Genomic DNA, 21,905 nt, shown 5'->3' with positions numbered 1-21,905 from the left:
CTAGCTTTTCCGCATGCCCAAAAGAGAGTCGAACGTCGTGGGCCGCGAGTTCGGCAACGGTCTTCGCGCAGCCATCGCCAAAACCGGTCTGACGCAACGCAAACTCGCAGAAGAGCTGGACTGGGACGAGTCGAAGATCTCCGACGCGGTCAACGGCAAAGGCGGCATCGACCTGCACGAGGTCGAGGTGCTGCTCGCCTACTGCCGGCTTCCGCTCGGGGAGAGGAAGCACCTGCTGGCGTTGTTCCTGGAGGCGGGGGAGAAGGGATTCATCCTGTTCCCCGAGGACGGCGTTCCGGACCAGGTGCGCACGCTCATCAACCACGAGAAGGAGTCCACGGAGATCGTCGCGTGGTCGATGATCGTGGTGCCGGGCCTGCTTCAAACTCCCGAGTACGCCTACATCGTCACCGAAGCCTCGCCTGTCGAGGCGGAGGACGTTCCGAAGGTCGCGGCGGCCAGGATCGCACGTGCTGAGATCCTCAGGCCGGGTCGGACGTTCACCTTCTACGTGCACGAGCAGGCCTTGTGGCTGCCGGTGGGTGGCGAGGAGGTGTGGCGTGAGCAGTTGGCCCACCTGCTGCGGATGTCGGTGCGCCAGTACATCAACTTCCACGTGATCCCGAGGTCGGTCGGCGCGCACGCGGGCATTGCCGGCGACTTCCGGGTGATGAAGTTCCCGAAGTACCCGCCGCTCGTCTTCCTGGACACCCTGAACTGCGGTTTGTTCTTCGACGACAAGGAAACAGTCGCACTGTACGAGGACAGGGTGAAGCGGCTCGCAGCCGTTGCCCTGAATCGGGAAGAATCGAGGGCGGTGATCGACAACATCTTGGAGGGCCTCCAATGACCAACTGGCGCAAAAGCAGCTACAGCGGCACCGCCGACAACTGCGTGGAGGTCGGACGCGGCGTCGGCATCCGGGACAGCAAGGCACCGGCCACCCACCTGCCGGTGGCGGCGGAATCCTGGTCGATCTTCCTGACCGAGGTGAAGCTCCAGCCGTAACCTGCCACCCGTGTGGATCAAACGGGTGCGGGCCTTCGTCGCGGACGACAACCTCGACCTCTACCTCCTGGCGCTGGTCGGTCTCGTCTTCACCTTGCTGGGCATCACGGGGCTCGTCGGCCTCGACAAACTCGCGTCCGCTGTGCTCGCGCTGCTGGCCATCCTTGCGTTCTCGCAGATCAAGTCGAGGAAGCTGACCCAGCAGATCAACCGGGCACGGGCGGGGTCGGTCGTGCTACGAGCAGAGTTCCCTCCGGACCTGATCGACCGCCGCGCCGCCGCGTCCGACGTCCTCCTCGTCGGACTGACCATGACCAGGACCGTGCAGGGCATGCGCACCGACCTGCCGGGCATCCTCAAATCCGGTGGGCGCGTGCGGGTGCTGGTGCTCGACCCAGCCGACGAGGCGCTGATGATGACCGCCGACCGCCACCGGTCGCACCCGCAGGGCGTCGAGCAGCTGCGCGCCAGGATCCGGACGACGCTGGACGACCTCACCGCGGTGCGGGAGCGGCACGGCGGCCGGCTGGAGATCAGGGTGCTGTCGAGCATTCCGTCCGCGGGCTTCAACTGCCTCGACGTGCAGAGGCCGAACGGGATCGTCTGCGTGCAGCACTACGAGTTCCACCCGGAGGGCGAGGCGGGGCCGATCGTGGTGCTGTCGAAGGAGGACGCGCCCTGGTACCGGCACTTCGCCGACGAGGCCGAGCGGCTGTGGGAGTCCGGCGCGGACTGGTCCCGGCGAGTCCGTTGACAAGATCGCTACGATAGTTTCAGTGTCGACCGAAAGGGATCACTGAGATGAGCGTGGGCAGGGAAACCCGGCTGTCCGCCTGGATCGAGCGGTTCGCGGCGCACTTCGCCGAGGAGGGCATTCCGCTGATCGGCGGCCGCATCCTCGGCTACCTGCTGGTCTGCCAGCCGGTCGAACGCACCGCCGCCGAGCTCTCCCAGGAGCTGGAGGCCAGCAGCGGGTCGATCAGCACGAACCTGAAGTACCTCGTCAACGTCGGCCTGGTGACCAAGCGGACCCGGCGCGGCAGGCAGGCCGCCGAGTACCGGATCAACGAGAAGGCCTGGTCGGAGTTCGTGCAGCGCAAGCTCAGGGCGATCGCCAGTGTCCAGACGCTGACCGACGACGGCATGCGGCTGCTCAGCGGCGACCCGGAGCGTGCGATGCGGCTGCGGACCGTCGACCACCTCTACGGTTGGCTCTCAGAGGAACTTCCCGCTTTGTGGGAGCGCAGGCCCGCGTCACCGAAGTAGCGTGGGTGCCATGTGGCACCCGTTTCGCGACGACGTCGAGTACTACGAGGAACGAGCCAGGGGACTGCTCGCCTCCGCGTGGGACGGCGTGCCGGGCGCACTCGAGGTGTTCGACGACGTTCCGCTGACGGAGGAGGGCGCGCACACCGTCCTCGCCCAGGCCCACGGGTGTGCGGACTGGAAGGCGTTCAAGGCGCACATCCGCAAGCCGCGTCCGTTCGCCCGCGCCTACCAGGCCATCGAGATGCAGAACGCCGGTGAGCTCAAGGCGATCATCACGCGCGATCCGTGGCTCGTGAAAGCCAGTGGTACCAACGGGAACGACCTGCTCGGGCTCGCCGCGGCCAAGTGCGACGAACGCCTGGTCGAGGTGCTGCTGAGCGACGGCGCGGACGTCAACCACCAGAACGTCCACGGCTGGACGGCGTTGCACCAGGCCGCGTACGCGAACCTCCCGCAGATGGCCGAACTTCTGCTCAACGCAGGCGCACGAACAGATCTGGAGGCACGCGGCGAGGGCGGCACACCGCTCACGGTCGCGTTGTTCTGGGGCAACAGGGAAACCGCGGAACTGCTGGGCGTGCACCCGCCGAACCTGCGCACGGCGGCCGGTCTCGGCAACCTCGACCTCGCCACCGAACCGGAGGCGAAACGCGGCTACTACCGGCCGCACAGCGGTTTCCCGCGCTGGTGGCCGACCGACGACCCGCAGGAAGTTCTCGACGAGGCGTTGTCGTGGGCCGCCCGCAACGACCGCGTCGAGGTCTTCGGCGACCTGCTCAAGCGCGGCGCCAGGATCGACGCGGACGTCTACCGCGGCACAGCGCTCGCGTGGGCGGCGTGGTGCGGCCTGGAGAACGCGACGCGGACCCTCCTGGACCTGGGCGCGAATCCCAACCAGCGCACCGGTTTCGGCGGTCCCATGCACGGCGAGGGCGTCACGGCGCTGCACCTCGCGGCCGAACGCGGCCACCTGCCGGTCATCCGCATCCTGCTGGACGCGGGCGCCGACAGGACCATCAAGGACGTGAACTTCGAAGCCACACCGGCGAACTGGGCCGGGCACAACTCCCAGGGCGACGCTCAGGCCTTGCTGAGCGCCTGATCGGCGGGCAGCTCGACCTCGTGGGTGCGCTCGCGGCTGGACGTCCACAACGACGCCGTGGCGATCACGACCGCGCCGGCACCCAGCACGTGGAGCGACACGAGCACCTCGGGCACACCCGTCCAGTACTGGACCATGCCGAGCGCGCCCTGGGCGAGCACGACACCGACGAGCGTCCAATACGTGCGGGTGCGCGTGAAGAACCCGACGGCGATCAGCAGGCCCAGGAACAGGAACAGCAGGTCCGCGTGGATCTGCGCGAGCGTGGCGACCTCGACGCCCAGGCGCGGCGTCGACGCGTCACCGGCGTGCGGCCCGGCGGCCGTCACCCAGGTGCCCGCGAGCAGCAGCGCGCCCAGCACGGCGGCCATGACGACCTGGAGCTTCATCAACGGGGCCGGCACCAGCAGACGGGCGGGACCATCGCCCTCGGACAGCGAGCTCACGAGCAGCACCGCCAGCCAAACCAGGACCATCGAGATCATGAAGTGGACCGACACCGTGTACCAGGCCAGTCCGGCCAGCACGGTGATGCCGCCGACGACCGCCTGCAACGCCACCCCGCCGAGCTGGATCAGCGACAGCGTCAGCACCCGCTTGCGCCGCGGCAGGTTGAACCACGCGGCGAGCACGCACAGGCCCGCGATGACGCCGACGACACCGGTCAGCGTCCGGTTGCCGAACTCGACCCACTGGTGCAGCGCCGCGACCTCGGGGTGCTGCACGGGGACGACGCTGCCCTCGACGCACTGCGGCCACGTCGGGCAGCCGAGGCCCGAGCCGGTCACGCGGACGATCGACCCGGTGACCGCGATTCCGGCCTGCGCGACGACGACGGCAATCGCGAACGCGCGCTGCCAGGAAACGAGGAAGGCGGTCAGCTTCGACACGCCCTGATGGTAGGCCCGCTCAGGTAAGACGAGTCGTCCGGGTCGCCAGTGCCCCGGCCACAACACCCCAGGCCACGAGCACTGCGACGGGGCCCACACCGGGCGCCGTGCCGTACACCACAGCACTTTCCAGCGCTTCCGCCAGCGCGGCGGACGGCAGCAGGTGCACGAACCCCACGGGGACCGACAAGGCCACGCCACCGACCATCAGCAGCACGAACCAGATGATGTTCGCCAGCGCCAGCACGATCTCCGCGCGCAGCGCCCCGCCCAGCAACACGCCAAGCGCGCCGAACGTCAATGTGCCGAGGACGAGCAGCAACACGATCCACGGCAGGCCGGACAGCGGGAACTTCCAGCCGAGAACCAGTGCGGTGACCGCCAGCAATGCAACCTGGAGCGCTGCGACGACCAGCGCGCCGCACACCCGTCCGGTCACGAGCAGCCAGCGCGGCAACGCCGAGGCCGCCAGCCGCTTGAGCACGCCGTAGCGCCGGTCGAAGCCCAGCGCGATGGCCTGCCCGGTGAACGCGGACGAGATGATCGCCAGCGCGAAGATCCGCGCGGCAGCCGAACCCACGCGCGGTTCCGGCATCGGGATCACCGACATCAGGCTGAGAGCGATGAGCAACGCCAGCGGGATGATCACCGTCAGCAGGATCTGCTCGCCGTTGCGCAACGTCAGCAACGCCTCGGTGCGCGCGTGCACGAACAGCATCTTCGGCAACGACCCGCGGCCGGGAGCCGGCTTGAACGTGCCGGGAGCGAAGGTGGTCACGAACGCAGCTCCCTGCCGGTCAGCTCCAGGAAAACGTCTTCGAGGCTGCGCTTGGCCACCGTCAGCTCCTCGGCCAGCACCCCCTGCTGCGCGCACCACGACGTGACGGTCGACACGACCTGCGGGTCGATCAACCCCTCCACGACGTACGCGCCCTTCGTCGCCTCGCGCACCTTCAGCCCCTCGGGCAGTGCGGCGGACAGCAACGACGTGTCGAGACCCGGCCTGGCGCGGAACCGCAGCTGCTGGTCGTCCGGCCGGTTCGCGGTCAGCTCGGCGGGGGAGCCCTGCGCGACGACCTTGCCCTCGTCGATGATCACGACGTTGTCGGCCAGCGCCTCGGCCTCGTCCATGAGGTGCGTCGTCAGCAGCACGGCCACGCCGTCTTCTTTGAGAGCGCCCACGAGGTCCCACACCAGACGGCGTGCCTGCGGGTCCATGCCCGCGGTCGGCTCGTCCAGGAACACGAGCTCCGGGCGTCCGATCAACGCGCACGCGAGCGACAACCGTTGCTGCTGGCCGCCGGAGAGCCTCTTGTACGGGGTGCGGGCCGCGGCGCCGAGCCCGAGGACGTCGATCAGCCACTTCGGATCGAGCGGGTTCTTCGCGCACGCCGCCACGAGGTTCAGCATCTCCGCGGCGCGGATGCCGGGATAGCCACCGCCGCCCTGGGGCATCACGCCGATTCGCGGCCGCAGCGCCTCGTCGCCGGGCGGGAGACCGAGCACGCGCACCGTGCCGTCGTCGGCGGAGCGGAACCCCTCGCAGATCTCGACGGTCGTCGTCTTGCCGGCGCCGTTGGGCCCGAGCAGGGCGAGAACGGTGCCGGGGTGCTGAACGAGGTCGAGGCCGTCAACGGCGGTCTTCGAGCCGTACTTCTTGACCAGCCCCGACACTTCCACCGCAGGCTGGGGATTCGGGCTCACGAACGGCAAGCCTAGGCGGTCCCCCCGATCCACACGCGGGGACCCTCCGTCCTGTCCTGCAGTACGCGGGGACGCCGCGTACTGCAGGAGAGTACGAAAGCTCCCCGCGTACTTTCCTGAAGAGGGGGTGGGGCTGTCCCTACCCCGGGTACTCAGGGACACCTCAGGGTTTGCTCGGGGGAGTTCCCCATTGGTTGATCAACGCCGCCGCAAGAGACTTTTGACGTGATCGAGTCGGGGGCGAAAAGACGGGGACTTGTGGTCGGGGGACTGGTGTTCTCACTGGTCCCGATTTTTTACCTGCATGTCGTGTCGGCGGGTCAGCTCAACCCGGTCACGGATGTCATCAGCGACTACGTGTTCGTCCGCAACGGCACCGAATGGCTCGCGGCGACGTCTCTTAGCCTCGCCGCCGTTTCGGCGTTGCTCGCCGTCAACCTGCGGGGTGTAGGCAGGTCAGCGCAGTGGCTGATCGGGACGTGGGCCGCCGGCCTGACCGTCGCGACGATCTTCCCGACCGACCCGACGGGAGCGCCGACCTCGTTGTCCGGCTACGTCCACCGGTACGCCGGCGCCGTGATGTTCGTGGCGTTGCCCGCGGCCGGAGTGCTCATCGCCCGCAAATTTCCGGCCCTGCTCGGTATCGCAATAACGGCGAGCGTGTCGAGCGCGGCGTTTCTGGTCAGCCACGTTTCGTTCGCCGGTTTCGAGGCGCGCGGGCTGACCGAACGCGTTTTGTTCGCATCCCTTTACGGACTTCTTTTCGCCATCGCGGCACTACAGGTGAGGCGCACGACATGACCATGCTGGCCATCACGCTCGCCGTGCTCGGTGCCGTGTGCTTCGCGCTCGCCGCACGTCTTCAGCACGACGCGGTCGCCGAGACCGGTGCCCGCGTCAGCGTCCTGCGCCAGCCGCGCTGGCTCGGCGGGCTCGCGCTGCTCGTCGCGGGTGCCGGGGTGCACGCGGCCGCGCTCGGCATGGCGCCGCTCACCGTCGTGCAGCCGATCGGCGTGCTCGCGATCGGCATGACCGCGTTGCTCGACCGCCGGTTCCGCGAGCTTCCGGCGATCCTCATCACGACCGTGAGCGTGGGTGCGTTCGTGTTCCTCGCGTCCGGCAGTGCGACCGCAACGCAGGTCGTGCCCGATGCGGAGCTCACGGCCGGATTCGTGGTCCTCGGCGCGGTTGCGGTCCCCGGAATCATTGCTGCGCTCACGACGAACGCGCGCGTTCGTGCCGTGGCGTTCGCTTCAGCAGGAGGCGTGGCGTACGCGTACGTGTCCGTGCTCATGCGCGCCGTCTCGCAGTCGGTGCAGCAAGGCGGTTTCGGGCTCTCGCACATCGCGTCCGTGCTCGGCATCGCGCTCTCGCTCGCCGTCGGTGGCTGGCTCGTCCAGCACGCCTACGCGGGCGGACCCCCTCATCTCGCCGTCGCCTGCCTGACCGTGGTGGACCCGCTGGTCGCGGTCGGCATCGGCGCCTTCCTCCTCGGCGAAGCCGCGCACCTGTCCGTGTGGACCGGTGCCGCGCTGATCGCCTGCGCGCTCGCCGCCGCCAGCGGTGTGTTCGCACTCGCTCGTCAACCACACCAGGTCAAGACTCGAACGGAGCTTCTCGTGAACACCTCCAGCGCGCTGCGCATCGTCATCGCCGCCGACACGTTCCCGCCGGACGTCAACGGTGCCGCGCGCTTCGCGCAGCGCCTGGCGGTCGGTCTCGCCGAGAACGGCCACGACGTCCACGTCGTCGCCCCGGACTCGCCCAAGGCCACCGAGATCCCCGGCGTCACGGTCCACCGGCTGCGGTCGCACCGGCTGCCGTTCTACCCGGACTTCCGCTTCTGCCTGCCGTGGCAGGCCGCCAAGGAGGCCGACGAGCTGATCAAGTCGTTGAAGCCGGACGTGGTGCACGTCCAGGCGCACTTCGTGGTGGGCCGGTTCGTCCTGAACTCCGCCGTCGCCCAGGGCATCCCGACGCTCGCCACGAACCACTTCATGCCGGAGAACCTGTTCAGCCACGCGCACGTGCCGGCGTTCCTGCAGGGCCTGTCGCGCAAGTGGGCCTACCGCGACCTGGCGCGGGTGTTCGGCCGGGCCGACATCGTCACCGCGCCGACGCCGCGGGCCGTGCAGCTGTTGCACGAGAGCGGTTTCCCGGAACGCGCGGTGCCGGTGTCGTGCGGCATCGACATCTCCCGCTACCAGCGTTCCGTGACGCACAACGACCGGCCGACCGCGCTGTTCGTCGGGCGGCTGGACGAGGAGAAGCGCGTCGACGAGTTCCTGCGGGCGCTGGCCCGTGTGCCCGGCGCGTTCGGTGAGATCGTCGGCGACGGCACCTGCCGCGCCGAGTGGGAGCTGCTGGCCCGCGACCTGGAGATCACCGACCGCGTGAAGTTCCACGGTTTCGTGTCCGAGGACGACCTGCTCGACGCGTACGCCCGCTGCGACCTGTTCGTCATGCCCGGTGTCGCCGAACTGCAGAGCCTCGCCACCATGGAGGCCATGGCCGCGGGCAAGCCGGTCATCGCCGCGAACGCCATGGCGCTGCCGCACCTCGTGCACCCCGGCCGCAACGGCTGGCTGTTCGAGCCCGGTGACGTGAACCAGCTGGCCCAGCGCCTGCACACGCTCGTCCACGACGCGCCGATGCGGGCTCGCATGGGCGCCACCAGCAGCGAGATCATCTCGCACCACGCGCTGGCGGCGACCCTGGAGCGCTTCGAGGGCCTCTACGCACGAGCGATGGGCCACACCACGCCGATCATCGCACTGGCGGCCTGAGCTTCTGCTCGATCCGTTGCGCGACAACCAGTCCGGTGTGGGAGAGGGTGAGCTCTGAGGGGTGCTCGCCCTCTCCCCTGATGAGGAACCGGTAGAGCGAGGCGTGGCCCTCCAGCCGTTCGCGCAACACCGCCGGGACGTCGCAGCCGTCCGGGTAGATCGCCGGAATCGCCTCGGTGACGAGCTGTTCGCGGATCCGGCGCCGTTCCCCCCGCGGCACGTACCAGGACGTGATCAGCAGCAGCGTCAGGCCGAACGCCAGCGCCGTGCCGATCACCGCCTGCCGGCCCCAGCCCGACGGCCCGAGGACCAGCAGCACGTCCGCGAGCGCGAGGTAGCCCAAGCCGTAGATCACGGCCCAGCCGGCGGTCGCGGCGGCGGGAGGCTCGGCGCGTTCCGTGCCCCAGACACCCTCGACACGGCGCCAGCGTTGCAGCGACTTCCCTCCGGACAACGCCATCCAGACCCCGAACGCTCCACAGAGGACGGACATCGGGATCACCAGCCACGGCTTGGTGTGCAGCTCGAACCGCCAGATCGCCCAGACGCCCGCTGCCGCCACCAGCACCACCGCCGCCTGCTTCCAGCGGCGCTTGACGATCTCCAGCGGCCGGAAGTCGGCCAGCACCGCGAGCGGTGTGCGGATCGGCGCGGGCAGCGAGCCCAGGACGAGCAGCGCCGTGACGACGAACGCCACACCGGCGAGGGTGACCGTGCCGGTCGTGATCTCCTCGCGGTTGTCCGGCAACCGGTCGGCGGCTATCGCCACCAGCGGGATCACCGGTGACAGCAGCACCAGTCCGTGCAGGAGTGTGCCGCTGCGCAGTGCGGCGTAACCGAAAGCGGCGAGGAGACTGGCCGCGCCGATCGCCGCGCCGGGCCCCGCGGCCCACGTCGGCAGCACGCCGAACAACGCCATCACGACCAGCGCGCCGCCGACCGCGAGGCCGAGCAGCCCCAGGAACTGCGCGAGGTTGCCGCCCCTGGTCAGGCCGGTGATCGTCCAGTACGGCAGCAGTGCCGCGCCGCGGAGCGTGCGGGTGACCGGGCGTGCGGCGGCGAGCCCCGACCGTTCGGAGTCGGCGACCGTGACCGCGACAGCCGCGGCGGTGGCTGCCGTGCGGATCATCTGGTCCGACGCGGCCTCCTGGGTGAGCGGCTCGCGGCCGATGCCCGCGCGGTCGAAGGCGGTGAGCGCCGACATGCCCAGCGAGACCGTGTGCTCCTCCGGGTACTCGAGCCTCCGGAGCAGGTCCGCGTGTTCTTCCAGGAAGAGCTCACCTCGTGAACGCTTGTCCGCGCCGTCGCCGCGATCGGCGATGATGGCGGCCCTCAGCCGGGGGAGCTCCTCGCAGATGATCCGCCAGTGCAGGCCCCACGCGGCGAGTTCGGCGAGCTTCATCGACGAAGGCGACAGCTCGTGGTCCGCCTCGTAGATGCCCGCGAGCTCCTTCTTGGCCTCCTCGGCGCACGCGGCGACCCGCACGGGCAGCTCAGGCCCGAACATCGCCGCGATGACCTGGTCCACCACAGCCGCCGCGCGCTCTTCCGCCGTGCGCTGGTCGTTCTCCGGCCGCCCGAGCGTGTCCATCCGCCGCAGCCGCCGCGGGTCGAACAGCACCCGGCACAGCATCGTGGCGCCGTCCAGCCGGCCCCAGATCCAGTCGTTGACCCGCCACGACCGCTTGAGGAACCCGGAGAACCGCGAGAGCGACGCCCCGCCCGCCTTGTCGTCGGCCGTGATCGACTGCTGCGCGAACGCGTTGCGCGTCTGCAGCGACACCTGCACGAGCTCGACCGGCGTGTCCAGCCCCGTCGACGCGTCGTCGGACAGGCACGTGCCGGCGATCTCCAGCGCCAGCAGGCGGCTCAGCCACCGCTGGTCGTCACCGAGCCCGGCTTCCCGGGTGGTGGCGGGTGCGTTCAGAAGGGCCCGCCAGCACAGGAGTCCGCCGAGCTTGAGCCGGTGCTCGTCGAGCTCGGTGATCACCCGCTGCGCCCCGGCGACGATCCGCCCGATCTCGGTGACCTGCGCCCTGACCTCCAGCCCGAGGTGCCCGTCGATCATGTGCTCGTGGTAGCTCGCGAGCCTGCCGGTCCAGTACTCCTCGCCGAGCGAGTCCGACGGCTTCCACGCGAACAGCTCCTCACGCAGCCTGCGCAGCTCGGCCCGCACCTGGTGCAGTTCCCTGCGCGCCTTGGCGATCGCGTCCGCACTGCCGTCCGGCGCCACCCACACGAGCCGCTTGAGCAGGTCGAGTGCCGACGCCCCAAGACGTTCGGCCATCGTGATGCCCCACTCCCAGCCCGTGTCCTCACGGCACACGAGATCCGGCAGCTTCACACCGGGCACGTACGGCAGCACCCCGTACGTCTTCTTCCACTTGCGCTGCGCGATCTCCGCGGCCCGGCGCGCCCGCTCGAACGACCAGTTGGCCGGATTCCCCTTGGGCAGCGCGAACTGCTGAGCCGTCACCTGCCGGGCGGCGAGCCGGATCTCGATGTCCTCGTAGTGCCCGAAGAGCTTGTCCGCCAACGAGTAGACCTCGTCGACCACGTTCTCCTGGTTGGCGTGCAACCGTTCCAGCAACGCCATCCGCCCACCCCGGCTGCTCGCGGCCCGCCGGTTGTGCTCCTCGATCTTCTCCACGTACGTCCGCCCGGCCTGGCTCGACATGGCGCTGAGCAACTTGGCACCAGAGCTGACCGTGGTCATCACCTTGGCGGGAGAGTCGGCCTGAGGCTCGGACCCCAACGGCTCGGCGTGCGGGAACACCAGCAACATGACCCGCCGCACGGGCCCGTCCGCCGGCATGCGATCGATGGCTTCGAGCGCTTCCTTGGTGGGCGTGTTGACCAGAACACCGCCGTCGACCGCGAACCTGCTGCGATCGCCCCCGTTCGCCCAGCTGGCAACGTCCGCCATGTCGGGCTTGTCCGGCGTCGCCTGCCCACCGACAGGAATGAAGCTCGGCTCGAACGCGAACGGAAAACTGGCACTGCTGCGCGCCGCGAGCGCGAGCTGCAGCACCCGCTCGTTCAACGTCTCGGCCGTGAAGTCGTCCCGCGTCTTGTCCGAAACCCAGTTGTACGGGTCGCGGCGGAACGAGAACGACCCTTGGTGCACCGACTGCGTGAGCGGCTGCCCCAGGTCGTCGTAGGTGATGGTCGGCACGCCACCCAGCAGCGTGGTGGTGATCCTGAGGTCGATGGGCCGCTCGTTGGGCTCGGTGGGTTCGAAGTCGGTGGTGAGGTGGGCAAGGGCCTCCTGCAGCCTCGGCAGGAAGAACTCATCGCCCTTGAGAAGACTGGCCGGCTCGCCTTTGAACGGCGCCCTGAGCAGCTGCTCCATCCTGCCTTGCTCAGCCCAGAGATCCCTCAGCCTGCTGAGATCGGCCTGCTTGTTGACCTGGGACAACGCCAGCGCGGCCCCGTTGATCCCGCCCGCGGACGTGCCGGCGATGACGTCAGCTCTGGCGGTGCACCCGACGAGGTCGAGCAACGGCTGGTACGTGGTCCCCGGCCTGGTCAGACGGTCGAGCTCCAGAACCACGCCGCCCATCCAGACCGCGAGACTCACGCCCCCGTTGAGCACTACGGCGAACCGGACCTCTTCCCGCGACATCTGCTGCTCGGACATGTCGCCTCACCCCCTCCGGCTTGGATCTTCCCCCTGCTGAGTAGTCGTCCGCCGACTGGGTGTGGTTACTGGACCGGTTGGGTGTGTTCGGGTCGGCTTGGGCTTGCGCGGGTCGGTTTTCGTGGTTCGGCGCGGGTTCCAGCGGGGTGGTCACCTTTGCTGGTGCGGTCGCCTTGTGTTGGTGGTCGCGTTGGGTCGTATGACGAGCCGGGTCATTTCATCGCCGCTTCGCGACGATGACGCAACCAAAGCTCGTCATACGACCGAAGCGACCACCAACGCAGGGCGATGCCGACCCACCAGGAAGTGACGTCAGGCCCGGTCGTGAAGCGTGATCCGATACCCGTCGGGGTCGGCAAACGTGAACGTCCGCCCAAACGGCCCGTCAATCGGCGCGGCAACGATGGTGTGACCATCAGCCGCGAGGGTGTCGTGAATCGCCTGAACGTCCGTGGCGTGAAGCCAGGCCGCGATCCCGACCCCGGGCTGAGCGCCAAGTTCCGTGCCAGGAACAACCTCGCGGAGCGCGAACGCGATCGGCTGGGTCTCGAAGACGACGGCGTGCGGAGGCCCGGCCGGCGAGCGGACCAGCCCCAGGTACCGCTCGTAGAACGCCTGCGAAACGGAGAGGTCGCGAGCCTGCAGCGAGATGAAGTCAGGACCAGTGACGGGCATGTGATGCTCCTCGATACAAAATCCATGTCAGTTTTCTGACACGAACCAACCTATGTCAGGATACTGACATGAGTCAAGACGGCGTCGACCTCAACACGTCACTCGGCTACCTGCTGAAGGAGGCGTCGAGCGCCCTGCGCGTGGCCATGGAGGAAGTGCTGCGGCCGCTGGGGATGAACGTGACGCACTACGCCTGTCTGGAGCTGCTGGCTCAGCGGGAAGGCTTGTCCAACTCCGAGCTCGCGCGGGGTGCGTTCGTGACCCGGCAGACGATGAACGTGCTGCTCCAAGCCCTGGAACGGGACGGAGAAGTGACCAGGGAGGCGCCCGTCGGGAAGGTCCTGCCGACGCGCCTCACGCCCAAAGGGCGGCAGAACCTCGAGAAGGCGACCGCGGCCGTCAGGTCCGTCGAGCTCAGGATGCTGGCCGGGCTGACGAACGACGAGCAGTCAACCGCCCTGCACATCCTCCGGAGCATGATCCATTCCCTGCGCGACAGCGACAACGCATGATCACGCCGGGTCGGACTTCAGGAACGGTCCGACCCGCTTGCGGGCGATCAGGACGCACACCGCGAACGTGATCACCGCGCCCGCAACCGCCTGCGGCACCGTGTAGGCGCGGCCGTCGAAAGCCGAACCGGTGGGCGGCAGGATCACCGCGATCACCGCCGAGGTGACCATCGCGAACGTGCGGAACTTCGGTCCCACCACCGCTGTGGCCAACGGCAGCGCGGCCCACAGCACGTACCAGGGTTGCAGCACCGGGCCGAGCACCAGGATCGCGCCCAGTGCCGCGCCCAGGCCGTTCATCGCCTTGATCCGACCCTTGAAGCTGCGCCACAGCAGGATCACCGTGATCACGACGGAGATGCCCTGGCCCAGCAGGCGGGTCAGCGAGATCATCGCTTCGGTGTGGTTGCCGAGGCCGAGCATGATTCCGGTGCCCGCGCCGAGGAAGCCCAGCGCGGTCGGGGGCGACATCCACGACTTCACGGTCGACGCCACGTTCAGCGTCGAGATCCAGCCGAAGCCGAAGCCCGTGCCCAGGCAGATCGCGACCACGCCCACGGCGGCTATGACGGTCATGATCCCGGCCACCAGCGCCAGGTGCTTGAGCTGGCCGCCCAGCTTGCGCGCCACCAGCACGCCCAGGAAGCCCAGGGCCGCGAGCGCCGGGACCTTCACCATCGCGCCGCACACGATGACCGCGGCGCCCAGGGTGATCCACGTCCACTTCAACGGTTCCAGGCCGCGCATCGCCAGTTCGAACCCGACCAGCATCAGGCCCAGGGCCAGGCCGTCGTTGTGGACGCCGATGACGATGTGGAACAGCACCAGCGGGTTCAGTGCGCCCAGCCACAGCGCGCCGACCGGGGGCACGCCGAAGCGGGCGGCCAGCCGGGGGAGTGCCCACACGATCATCACCAGGCCGCACAGCACCAGCAGGCGGTGCACGAACACGCCCGACACGACGTGGTCGCCGGTCAGCATCGCGGTCAGCCGGCCGAACGCGAGGAACAGCGGTCCGTACGGCGCCGGCGTCTCGCGCCAGATGTTCGGCACACCGCGCGTGAGCACGTGGTCGACGCCGAGAGCGTTGGCCGGGCCCAGCACGTACGGATCCAACCCACGTGCGGCGATCTCGCTCTGCGCCAGGTACGAGTACACGTCGCGGGAGAACATCGGCACGCAGAAGACCAGCGGCACGGTCCACATCAGCAACGTGCGGTCCATCTGGCCGCGCGAGATCAGGCGCGGTCTGCCGGGGCGGACGAACCGGCCCAGCGCCAGCCAGGCCGACACGATCATGAAGATGCCGGTCCAGACGACCCCCATCGCGACTGAAGGCATCCGCGAGAAGAGCCCGAGCACGGGCACGCCGTACAGCGGTGAGTAGATGGGCGCGGCGCCGCCACCGAGCGACCCGACGGTCAGGAGCAACGCGCCGATGGTGCCCCAGCGGCGGACGATGTCCAGCTGGCGACGCTCTCGACCGTTCAAGAGGTCGCTCTCCGGAGTCGTGGCTCCGCCGTTGGTGGGCATGGCCAGAGGGTATCCAGCCCGTCTCAGCCGTGAGTCAGGTCACCCTGTGACCGCGATCTTTGCGACCTCCGGCTAAATACGCAACACTGGTGTTGTGAAAAACGCCGAGACCCACCTTGACGCCGTGCAACAGCACGACGGCAAGACTCGGCGCGCCGTCGCCAGGCTTCTGCTGGAGCAGGGTCCGGTCACCGCGGCGGCTGTCGCCGAGGAACTGGGCATCAGCCCCACGGCCGTGCGCCGTCACATCGACGCACTGCTCGCGGACGGCGAGGCGATCACGAGGGACGCACCCCGCCAGACCCAGCGCGGTCGTGGCCGTCCCGCGAAGCTCTTCCTGCTGACTGACGCCGGACGTGCCCGGTTCGGCCACGCCTACGACGACCTCGCGGTCGCCGCGATCAGGTTCCTCGCCCAGACGGGTGGGGAAGAAGCGGTCAAGGCGTTCGCGCAGAGTCGTGTCGACGCGCTCGTCGAGGGGCACCGAGCGGCGATCGTGGCCCAGGCCACACCCGCCGAACGGGCCAAGGCCCTCGCGGCCGCGCTGACCAGGGAGGGCTACGCTGCGTCGGCACGTCACGTCGGCGTGGGCGAGCAGTTGTGCCAGCACCACTGCCCGGTAGCCCACGTGGCGGCTGAGTTCCCCCAGCTGTGCGAGACCGAGACGGAAGCTTTCGCGAACCTCCTCGGTTCTCATGTTCAGCGCCTCGCGACGATCGCAAGCGGCCACGCCGTGTGCACGACGCACATCCCGAACGTTCAACCCGGCTCTGCCGGAAAGCTCATCCCAGATGATGGAGGGGAGCCCGCATGACTGCCGCTGCCGAGCAGCGCACGCCCACCACGGTGCAGTCTCCGCTCACGCAGGAAGAGACCATCGCGTCTCTCGGCAACTACGAGTTCGGCTGGGCCGACTCGGACACTGCCGGCGCGAGCGCCCGCCGAGGCCTCAACGAGGACGTCGTTCGCGACATCTCGGCGAAGAAGGACGAGCCCGAGTGGATGCTCGACTACCGGTTGAAGGCGCTGAAGCTCTTCGACCTCAAGCCGATGCCGAACTGGGGCGCCGACCTCTCTGGGATCGACTTCGACACGATCAAGTACTTCGTGCGCTCCACCGAGAAGCAGGCCCAGAGCTGGGAAGACCTGCCCGAGGACATCAAGAACACCTACGACCGCCTGGGCATCCCGGAGGCCGAGAAGCAGCGCCTCGTCGCCGGTGTCGCCGCCCAGTACGAGTCCGAGGTCGTCTACCACAAGATCCGCGAGGACCTCGAGGAACAGGGCGTCATCTTCCTCGACACGGACTCGGGTCTGCGTGAGCACCCGGAGCTGTTCAAGGAGTACTTCGGCTCGGTCATCCCGGCCGGTGACAACAAGTTCTCCGCGCTCAACGGAGCGGTGTGGTCCGGCGGCTCGTTCATCTACGTGCCGAAGGGCGTGCACGTCGAGATCCCGCTGCAGGCCTACTTCCGGATCAACACCGAGAACATGGGCCAGTTCGAGCGCACGCTGATCATCGTCGACGAGGGTGCGTACGTGCACTACGTCGAGGGCTGCACCGCGCCGATCTACTCGTCCGACTCGCTGCACTCGGCCGTCGTCGAGATCATCGTGAAGAAGGGCGGCCGCTGCCGCTACACGACGATCCAGAACTGGTCGAACAACGTCTACAACCTGGTCACCAAGCGCGCCAAGGCAGAAGAGGGCGCGACCATGGAGTGGATCGACGGCAACATCGGTTCCAAGGTGACCATGAAGTACCCGGCCGTCTTCCTGATGGGCGAGCACGCCAAGGGCGAGGTCCTCTCGATCGCGTTCGCGGGCGAGGGCCAGCACCAGGACGCCGGCGCGAAGATGGTCCACCTGGCGCCGCACACCTCCTCGACCATCGTGTCGAAGTCGGTGGCGCGTGGCGGTGGCCGCACCTCGTACCGCGGCCTGGTCCAGGTCAACAAGCGGGCGCACCACTCGAAGTCCACGGTGAAGTGCGACGCGCTGCTGGTCGACACCATCAGCCGTTCGGACACCTACCCGTACGTCGACGTCCGCGAGGACGACGTCGCGATGGGCCACGAGGCCACGGTCTCGAAGGTCTCCGAGGACCAGCTGTTCTACCTGATGTCGCGCGGCCTGAACGAGGACGAGGCCATGGCGATGATCGTGCGCGGGTTCGTCGAGCCCATCGCGCGCGAGCTCCCCATGGAGTACGCCCTCGAGCTCAACCGCCTGATCGAACTGCAGATGGAAGGGGCCGTCGGCTGACATGGCCGCCCTGTCGACTCAACCTCACTCCCACGGTGCCGTTGTTCCTGTCACCTCGCGCGCGGAGCACTTCACGTCCTACGACGTGAACGCGTTCGAGGTGCCGGGCGGTCGTGAGGAGATCTGGCGCTTCACGCCTCTCAAGCGTCTCGCTGGCCTTCACAGCGGTGCTGCGGCAACGGGTTCCGCTGCCGTTGAGGTGAACGCTCCCGAAGGCGTCACCGTCGAGACCGTCGGTCGCGACGACGAGCGCCTCGGCAAGGCCGGCGTTCCCGGTGACCGCATCGCGGCGCAGGCGTACACGTCGTTCGAGAACGCCACCGTCGTGACGCTGCCCGGCGACGCGAAGTCCGAGCCCACGACCGTGACCATCACGGGCGCCGGTTCCGGGCAGGTCGCCTACGGCCACGTCGTGGTCAAGGCGTCGCAGTTCGCCGAGGGCACGGTCGTCCTGGACTACCGCGGATCCGGTGCGTACGCCGAGAACGTCGAGTTCCTCGTCGCGGACGGCGCGCACCTCCAGGTGATCGCGATCCACGACTGGGCCGACGACGCGGTGCACGTCTCGCAGCACCACGTGAAGCTCGGTCGCGACGCGTCCGTCAAGCACACGGTCGTGACCCTGGGCGGCGACGTCGTCCGCGTCACCCCGGTCGTGCAGTACGCGGGCAAGGGCGGCGACGCGGAGCTGCAGGGGCTGTACTTCGCGGACGCGGGTCAGCACCAGGAGCACCGGCCGTTCATCGACCACTCGCAGCCGAACTGCCGCAGCAACGTGGTCTACAAGGGCGCGCTGCAGGGCGAGGGCGCGCACACCGTGTGGATCGGCGACGTGCTGATCCGCGTGGCGGCCGAGGGCACCGAGACCTTCGAGCTCAACCGCAACCTGGTGCTCACCGACGGCGCGCGTGCCGACTCGGTGCCGAACCTGGAGATCGAGACCGGCGAGATCGAGGGTGCGGGCCACGCCAGCGCCACCGGCCGGTTCGACGACGAGCAGCTGTTCTACCTGCAGGCGCGCGGCATTCCGGAGGAGCAGGCACGTCGTCTCGTCGTGCGCGGCTTCTTCCAGGAGCTGATCGCGAAGATCTCCGTCCCCGAGGTGCGCGAGCGTCTCGAGGCCGCCATCGAGGCAGAGCTCGAGGCGGTCGGGGCGTGATCCGGGTGTGTGCACTGTCCGAACTGGACGAACGCAAGCCTTTCGCCACCGAGGTCGACGACACCGCGATCGTCTTGGTGCGCAAGGGCGAGCGGGTGCACGCGCTGGCGGACGAGTGCTCGCACGCCGCGGTGTCGTTGAGTGAGGGCGAGGTCTCCCGCAAGGGGATCGAGTGCTGGTTGCACGGGTCGTGCTTCGACCTCGAGACCGGCAAGCCCTCCTCGCTGCCCGCCACCGAACCGGTCGACGTCTACGCCGTCGACATCCGTGACGGAGACGTCTTCGTCGATGTCACCGCCACCACGAACTGACTTCAGCACCAGGAGATTTAGGTAGTCATGGCCACGCTTGAGATCAAGGACCTGCACGTCTCGGTCGTCAGCGAGGACGCCCCCAAGGAGATCCTCAAGGGCGTCGACCTGACGATCAAGGCGGGCGAGACCCACGCCATCATGGGCCCCAACGGCTCCGGCAAGTCCACGCTGTCGTACGCGATCGCCGGTCACCCGAAGTACACGATCACCTCGGGCACCGTCACGCTCGACGGCGAGGACGTCCTGGAGATGTCCGTCGACGAGCGCGCCCGCGCGGGCCTGTTCCTCGCGATGCAGTACCCGGTCGAGGTGCCCGGCGTCTCGATGTCGAACTTCCTGCGCACCGCCGCCACCGCCGTCCGCGGCGAGGCCCCGAACCTCCGCCACTGGGTGAAGGAGGTCAAGGGTGCGATGGCCGACCTCGACATCGACCCGGCGTTCGCCGAGCGTTCGGTGAACGAGGGCTTCTCCGGCGGTGAGAAGAAGCGCCACGAGATCCTGCAGCTGGGCCTGCTCCAGCCGAAGGTCGCGATCCTCGACGAGACCGACTCCGGTCTGGACGTCGACGCGCTGCGCGTGGTGTCCGAGGGCGTCAACCGCTACAAGGCCTCCGGTGAGGTCGGCGTCATGCTGATCACGCACTACACCCGGATCCTCAAGTACATCTCGCCCGACTTCGTGCACGTGTTCGCGAACGGCCGCATCGTCGAGTCCGGCGGTCCGGAGCTCGCGGACCAGCTCGAGTCCGAGGGTTACGTGAAGTACACCGGCAAGGCGGAAGCAGCCAGCCTTTCCTGACGTTGAGGGTTGTGAGAGGAGGCGCTGTGACCACCACCGCAGCACCACTGGACGTAACCGCTCTGAGGGCGGACTTCCCGATCCTGTCTCGCACCGTTCGTGACGGGAAGCGCCTGGTCTACCTGGACTCCGGCGCCACCTCGCAACGCCCGACGCAGGTTCTGGACGCGGAAAAGGCGTTCCTGCAGCAGCACAACGCCGCTGTGCACCGCGGTGCCCACCAGCTCGCGGAGGAAGCGACCGACGCGTACGAGGGTGCGCGTCAGCGCATCGCGGACTTCGTCGGCGCCGACTTCGGCGAGCTGGTGTTCACCAAGAACGCCACCGAGGGCTTCAACCTCGTGGCGTACGCGATGGGCAACGCCGCCACGTCCGGCCCCGAGGCCGCGCGTTTCGTCGTCGGTCCCGGCGACGAGATCGTCGTGACCGAGATGGAGCACCACGCGAACCTCGTGCCGTGGCAGCAGCTCGCGCAACGCACCGGTGCCACGCTGAAGTGGTTCGAGCTCACGCAGGACGGTCGTCTCGACCTGTCCGATGTGGACAGCGTGATCACGCCGCGCACCAAGGTCGTGGCGTTCACGCACCAGTCGAACGTGACCGGCGTGATCAACCCGGTCGACGTGCTCGTCGCGGCGGCTCAACGCGTCGGTGCGCTGACCGTGCTGGACGCGTGCCAGTCCGTTCCGCACGGCCCGGTCGACTTCCACGCGCTGGGAGTGGACTTCGCGTCGTTCTCCGGCCACAAGATGCTCGGCCCGTCCGGCATCGGTGTCCTCTACGGACGTCGTGAGCTGCTGGAGGCGTTGCCTCCCTTCATCACCGGCGGCTCGATGATCGAGCTGGTGAAGATGGAGGGCTCGACGTTCGCCCCGCCGCCGCAGCGCTTCGAGGCCGGTTCGCCGATGACGTCCCAGGCCGTCGGTCTGGGTGCCGCGGTGGACTACCTCAGCGTCGTCGGCATGGAGCGGATCCACGCGCACGAGCACGCGCTGACCGTTGCGGCGCTGGAAGGTCTGTCGGGCATCAAGGGTGTCCGGCTGCTCGGCCCGCAGGACGCGGTCGACCGCGGCGGCGCCGTGCCGTTCGAGATCGAGGGCGTCCACCCGCACGACGCCGGCCAGGTGCTGGACAGCCTGGGCATCGCGGTCCGCGTCGGCCACCACTGCGCGTGGCCGCTGCACCGCTGCCTGAACGCCCAGTCCTCCGTGCGCGCGTCGTTCTACCTGTACAACACGCTGGACGAGGTCGACGCACTGGTCGACGGCGTCCGCGAGGCGCAGAAGTTCTTCGGGGTGGCCTGATGCAGCTCCAGCAGATGTACCAGGAGATCATCCTGGACCACTACAAGAACCCGCACGGCCGCGGCCTGCGCGACCCGTACGACGCCGAGTCGTTCCAGGTCAACCCGACCTGCGGCGACGAGGTGACGCTGCGGGTGCACGTCGTCGACGACGTGGTGCAGGACGTCTCCTACGACGGCCAGGGCTGCTCGATCAGCCAGGCCTCGACGTCGGTGTTGACCGACCTCGTCGTGGGTAAGCCGGTGGGCGAGGCCTTCAAGAAGATGGACGCGTTCGTCGAGCTCATGCAGGGCCGCGGCCAGGTCGAGCCGGACGAGGACGTCCTGGAAGACGGCATCGCGTTCGCCGGTGTCGCGAAGTACCCGGCACGCGTGAAGTGCGCGCTGCTGGGCTGGATGGCGTTCAAGGACGCAGTCGCACGAAGCCAGGGAGCAGCATGAGCACCGAGTCGGAAGAGGTCGTTCGCGGCGCGGAAGGCATGCCGGTCTTCGAGCCGAAGGCCGACGTCGCCGCACTGGACGACGTGGAAGAGGCGATGCGCGACGTCGTGGACCCGGAGCTCGGCATCAACGTCGTCGACCTCGGTCTCGTCTACGACATCCACATCGACGAGAAGAACGTCGCCACCATCGACATGACGCTCACCTCGGCGGCCTGCCCGCTGACCGACGTCATCGAGGACCAGACCCGTGCGGCCCTGACCGGCGGTACGGGAGGCGGCCTGGTGTCGGACTTCCGCATCAACTGGGTGTGGATGCCGCCGTGGGGCCCGGAGAAGATCACCGACGACGGCCGCGAGCAGTTGCGGGCGTTGGGCTTCACCGTCTGATTCCTGAATTTTGTCGAACGGCGCGCATCCCCCAGGCTGCGCGCCATTCGCCATTCGGGCCACCAGGGGAGCGACCCGGTGCCAGGATGCGTGGCCGGGCAGGTGAAACGCTCACAG

22 protein-coding genes are annotated in these 21,905 nt (G+C 68.6%); 16 read left to right on the top strand and 6 right to left on the bottom strand.

Features of this window, described 5'->3' with window-relative positions:
* Positions 1-13: 13 nt before the first annotated feature.
* The 5 genes from AOM45_RS40935 to AOM45_RS40920 are packed head-to-tail and all read left to right on the top strand — an operon-like array spanning position 14 to position 3,379.
* Positions 14-850: a helix-turn-helix domain-containing protein gene (locus AOM45_RS40935; protein WP_059362953.1), complete on the top strand. Its 837-nt coding sequence runs from the start codon at positions 14-16 to the stop codon at positions 848-850.
* Positions 847-1,008: a DUF397 domain-containing protein gene (locus AOM45_RS50175; RefSeq protein ID WP_081902422.1), complete on the top strand. Its 162-nt coding sequence runs from the start codon at positions 847-849 to the stop codon at positions 1,006-1,008. The genes AOM45_RS40935 and AOM45_RS50175 overlap by 4 nt, the downstream gene beginning before the upstream one ends.
* Positions 1,009-1,018: 10 nt before the next feature.
* Positions 1,019-1,762 carry a DUF5919 domain-containing protein gene (locus AOM45_RS40930; RefSeq protein ID WP_035911915.1) on the top strand — a complete coding sequence of 248 codons (744 nt, stop codon included), beginning with the start codon at positions 1,019-1,021 and terminating at the stop codon, positions 1,760-1,762.
* Positions 1,763-1,809: 47 nt separating this feature from the next.
* Positions 1,810-2,274 carry a GbsR/MarR family transcriptional regulator gene (locus AOM45_RS40925; protein ID WP_030470320.1) on the top strand — a complete coding sequence of 155 codons (465 nt, stop codon included), beginning with the start codon at positions 1,810-1,812 and terminating at the stop codon, positions 2,272-2,274.
* A gap of 10 nt (positions 2,275-2,284) precedes the next feature.
* Positions 2,285-3,379, top strand: a complete 1,095-nt coding sequence (locus tag AOM45_RS40920; RefSeq protein ID WP_081902429.1) for an ankyrin repeat domain-containing protein — start codon at positions 2,285-2,287, stop codon at positions 3,377-3,379.
* Here the strand turns inward: AOM45_RS40920 and AOM45_RS40915 are convergent.
* From AOM45_RS40915 to AOM45_RS40905, 3 genes are read right to left on the bottom strand one after another with little or no spacing between them, the layout of a single operon-like run.
* Positions 3,358-4,269 (bottom strand): COX15/CtaA family protein, encoded by a 912-nt coding sequence (locus AOM45_RS40915; protein ID WP_030470322.1) that lies wholly within the window; start codon positions 4,267-4,269, stop codon positions 3,358-3,360. The genes AOM45_RS40920 and AOM45_RS40915 overlap by 22 nt on opposite strands.
* A gap of 19 nt (positions 4,270-4,288) precedes the next feature.
* Positions 4,289-5,047, bottom strand: a complete 759-nt coding sequence (locus tag AOM45_RS40910) for an ABC transporter permease (RefSeq protein ID WP_030470323.1) — start codon at positions 5,045-5,047, stop codon at positions 4,289-4,291.
* Positions 5,044-5,973, bottom strand: a complete 930-nt coding sequence (locus tag AOM45_RS40905) for an ABC transporter ATP-binding protein (RefSeq protein ID WP_174517959.1) — start codon at positions 5,971-5,973, stop codon at positions 5,044-5,046. The genes AOM45_RS40910 and AOM45_RS40905 overlap by 4 nt, the downstream gene beginning before the upstream one ends.
* 225 nt (positions 5,974-6,198) lie before the next feature.
* Here AOM45_RS40905 and AOM45_RS40900 point away from each other — a divergent pair, with 225 nt between their 5' ends.
* Together AOM45_RS40900 and AOM45_RS40895 are read left to right on the top strand one after the other, a co-directional pair.
* Positions 6,199-6,774 carry a DUF998 domain-containing protein gene (locus AOM45_RS40900; protein ID WP_051784150.1) on the top strand — a complete coding sequence of 192 codons (576 nt, stop codon included), beginning with the start codon at positions 6,199-6,201 and terminating at the stop codon, positions 6,772-6,774.
* Positions 6,771-8,759: a glycosyltransferase gene (locus tag AOM45_RS40895; protein WP_030470326.1), complete on the top strand. Its 1,989-nt coding sequence runs from the start codon at positions 6,771-6,773 to the stop codon at positions 8,757-8,759. Before AOM45_RS40900 ends, AOM45_RS40895 begins: the two co-directional genes overlap by 4 nt.
* Here the strand turns inward: AOM45_RS40895 and AOM45_RS40890 are convergent.
* Together AOM45_RS40890 and AOM45_RS40885 are read right to left on the bottom strand one after the other, a co-directional pair.
* Positions 8,740-12,399, bottom strand: coding sequence for a patatin-like protein (locus AOM45_RS40890; RefSeq protein ID WP_156094107.1), 3,660 nt, complete (start codon positions 12,397-12,399; stop codon positions 8,740-8,742). The genes AOM45_RS40895 and AOM45_RS40890 overlap by 20 nt on opposite strands.
* A 312-nt stretch (positions 12,400-12,711) precedes the next feature.
* Positions 12,712-13,074 (bottom strand): VOC family protein, encoded by a 363-nt coding sequence (locus AOM45_RS40885; RefSeq protein ID WP_030470328.1) that lies wholly within the window; start codon positions 13,072-13,074, stop codon positions 12,712-12,714.
* A gap of 68 nt (positions 13,075-13,142) precedes the next feature.
* Here AOM45_RS40885 and AOM45_RS40880 point away from each other — a divergent pair, with 68 nt between their 5' ends.
* Positions 13,143-13,586 carry a MarR family winged helix-turn-helix transcriptional regulator gene (locus AOM45_RS40880; RefSeq protein ID WP_030470329.1) on the top strand — a complete coding sequence of 148 codons (444 nt, stop codon included), beginning with the start codon at positions 13,143-13,145 and terminating at the stop codon, positions 13,584-13,586.
* On the opposite strand, the gene mptB is transcribed toward AOM45_RS40880, so the two are convergent.
* Positions 13,587-15,119: a polyprenol phosphomannose-dependent alpha 1,6 mannosyltransferase MptB gene (gene mptB, locus AOM45_RS40875; RefSeq protein ID WP_030470330.1), complete on the bottom strand. Its 1,533-nt coding sequence runs from the start codon at positions 15,117-15,119 to the stop codon at positions 13,587-13,589.
* Between the two features lie 124 nt (positions 15,120-15,243).
* Here mptB and AOM45_RS40870 point away from each other — a divergent pair, with 124 nt between their 5' ends.
* From AOM45_RS40870 to AOM45_RS40835, 8 genes are read left to right on the top strand one after another with little or no spacing between them, the layout of a single operon-like run.
* On the top strand, positions 15,244-15,933 hold the full coding sequence (locus AOM45_RS40870; protein ID WP_236704017.1) for a helix-turn-helix transcriptional regulator: 690 nt from the start codon (positions 15,244-15,246) through the stop codon (positions 15,931-15,933).
* Positions 15,930-17,384, top strand: coding sequence for a Fe-S cluster assembly protein SufB (sufB, locus tag AOM45_RS40865; RefSeq protein WP_030470332.1), 1,455 nt, complete (start codon positions 15,930-15,932; stop codon positions 17,382-17,384). Before AOM45_RS40870 ends, sufB begins: the two co-directional genes overlap by 4 nt.
* Position 17,385: 1 nt before the next feature.
* Entirely contained in the window at positions 17,386-18,543 is a 1,158-nt protein-coding gene (sufD, locus tag AOM45_RS40860; protein ID WP_030470333.1) for a Fe-S cluster assembly protein SufD, read from the top strand.
* Positions 18,540-18,854: a non-heme iron oxygenase ferredoxin subunit gene (locus tag AOM45_RS40855; RefSeq protein ID WP_030470334.1), complete on the top strand. Its 315-nt coding sequence runs from the start codon at positions 18,540-18,542 to the stop codon at positions 18,852-18,854. Before sufD ends, AOM45_RS40855 begins: the two co-directional genes overlap by 4 nt.
* Before the next feature lie 27 nt (positions 18,855-18,881).
* Entirely contained in the window at positions 18,882-19,655 is a 774-nt protein-coding gene (gene sufC, locus AOM45_RS40850) for a Fe-S cluster assembly ATPase SufC (RefSeq protein ID WP_030470335.1), read from the top strand.
* 26 nt (positions 19,656-19,681) lie between these two features.
* Positions 19,682-20,959, top strand: a complete 1,278-nt coding sequence (locus AOM45_RS40845; RefSeq protein WP_030470336.1) for a cysteine desulfurase — start codon at positions 19,682-19,684, stop codon at positions 20,957-20,959.
* Complete coding sequence (gene sufU, locus AOM45_RS40840) at positions 20,959-21,399, top strand: Fe-S cluster assembly sulfur transfer protein SufU (protein ID WP_030470337.1); 441 nt, start codon at positions 20,959-20,961, stop codon at positions 21,397-21,399. The genes AOM45_RS40845 and sufU overlap by 1 nt, the downstream gene beginning before the upstream one ends.
* Positions 21,396-21,788 (top strand): metal-sulfur cluster assembly factor, encoded by a 393-nt coding sequence (locus tag AOM45_RS40835; RefSeq protein ID WP_030470338.1) that lies wholly within the window; start codon positions 21,396-21,398, stop codon positions 21,786-21,788. The genes sufU and AOM45_RS40835 overlap by 4 nt, the downstream gene beginning before the upstream one ends.
* Positions 21,789-21,905 lie beyond the last annotated feature (117 nt).

It is taken from the genome of Lentzea aerocolonigenes, assembly GCF_000974445.1.
Lineage (GTDB): Bacteria > Actinomycetota > Actinomycetes > Mycobacteriales > Pseudonocardiaceae > Lentzea > Lentzea aerocolonigenes.
Note: the sequence above shows the minus strand (reverse complement) of the source record. Positions and strands in the feature narration are given on the sequence as shown.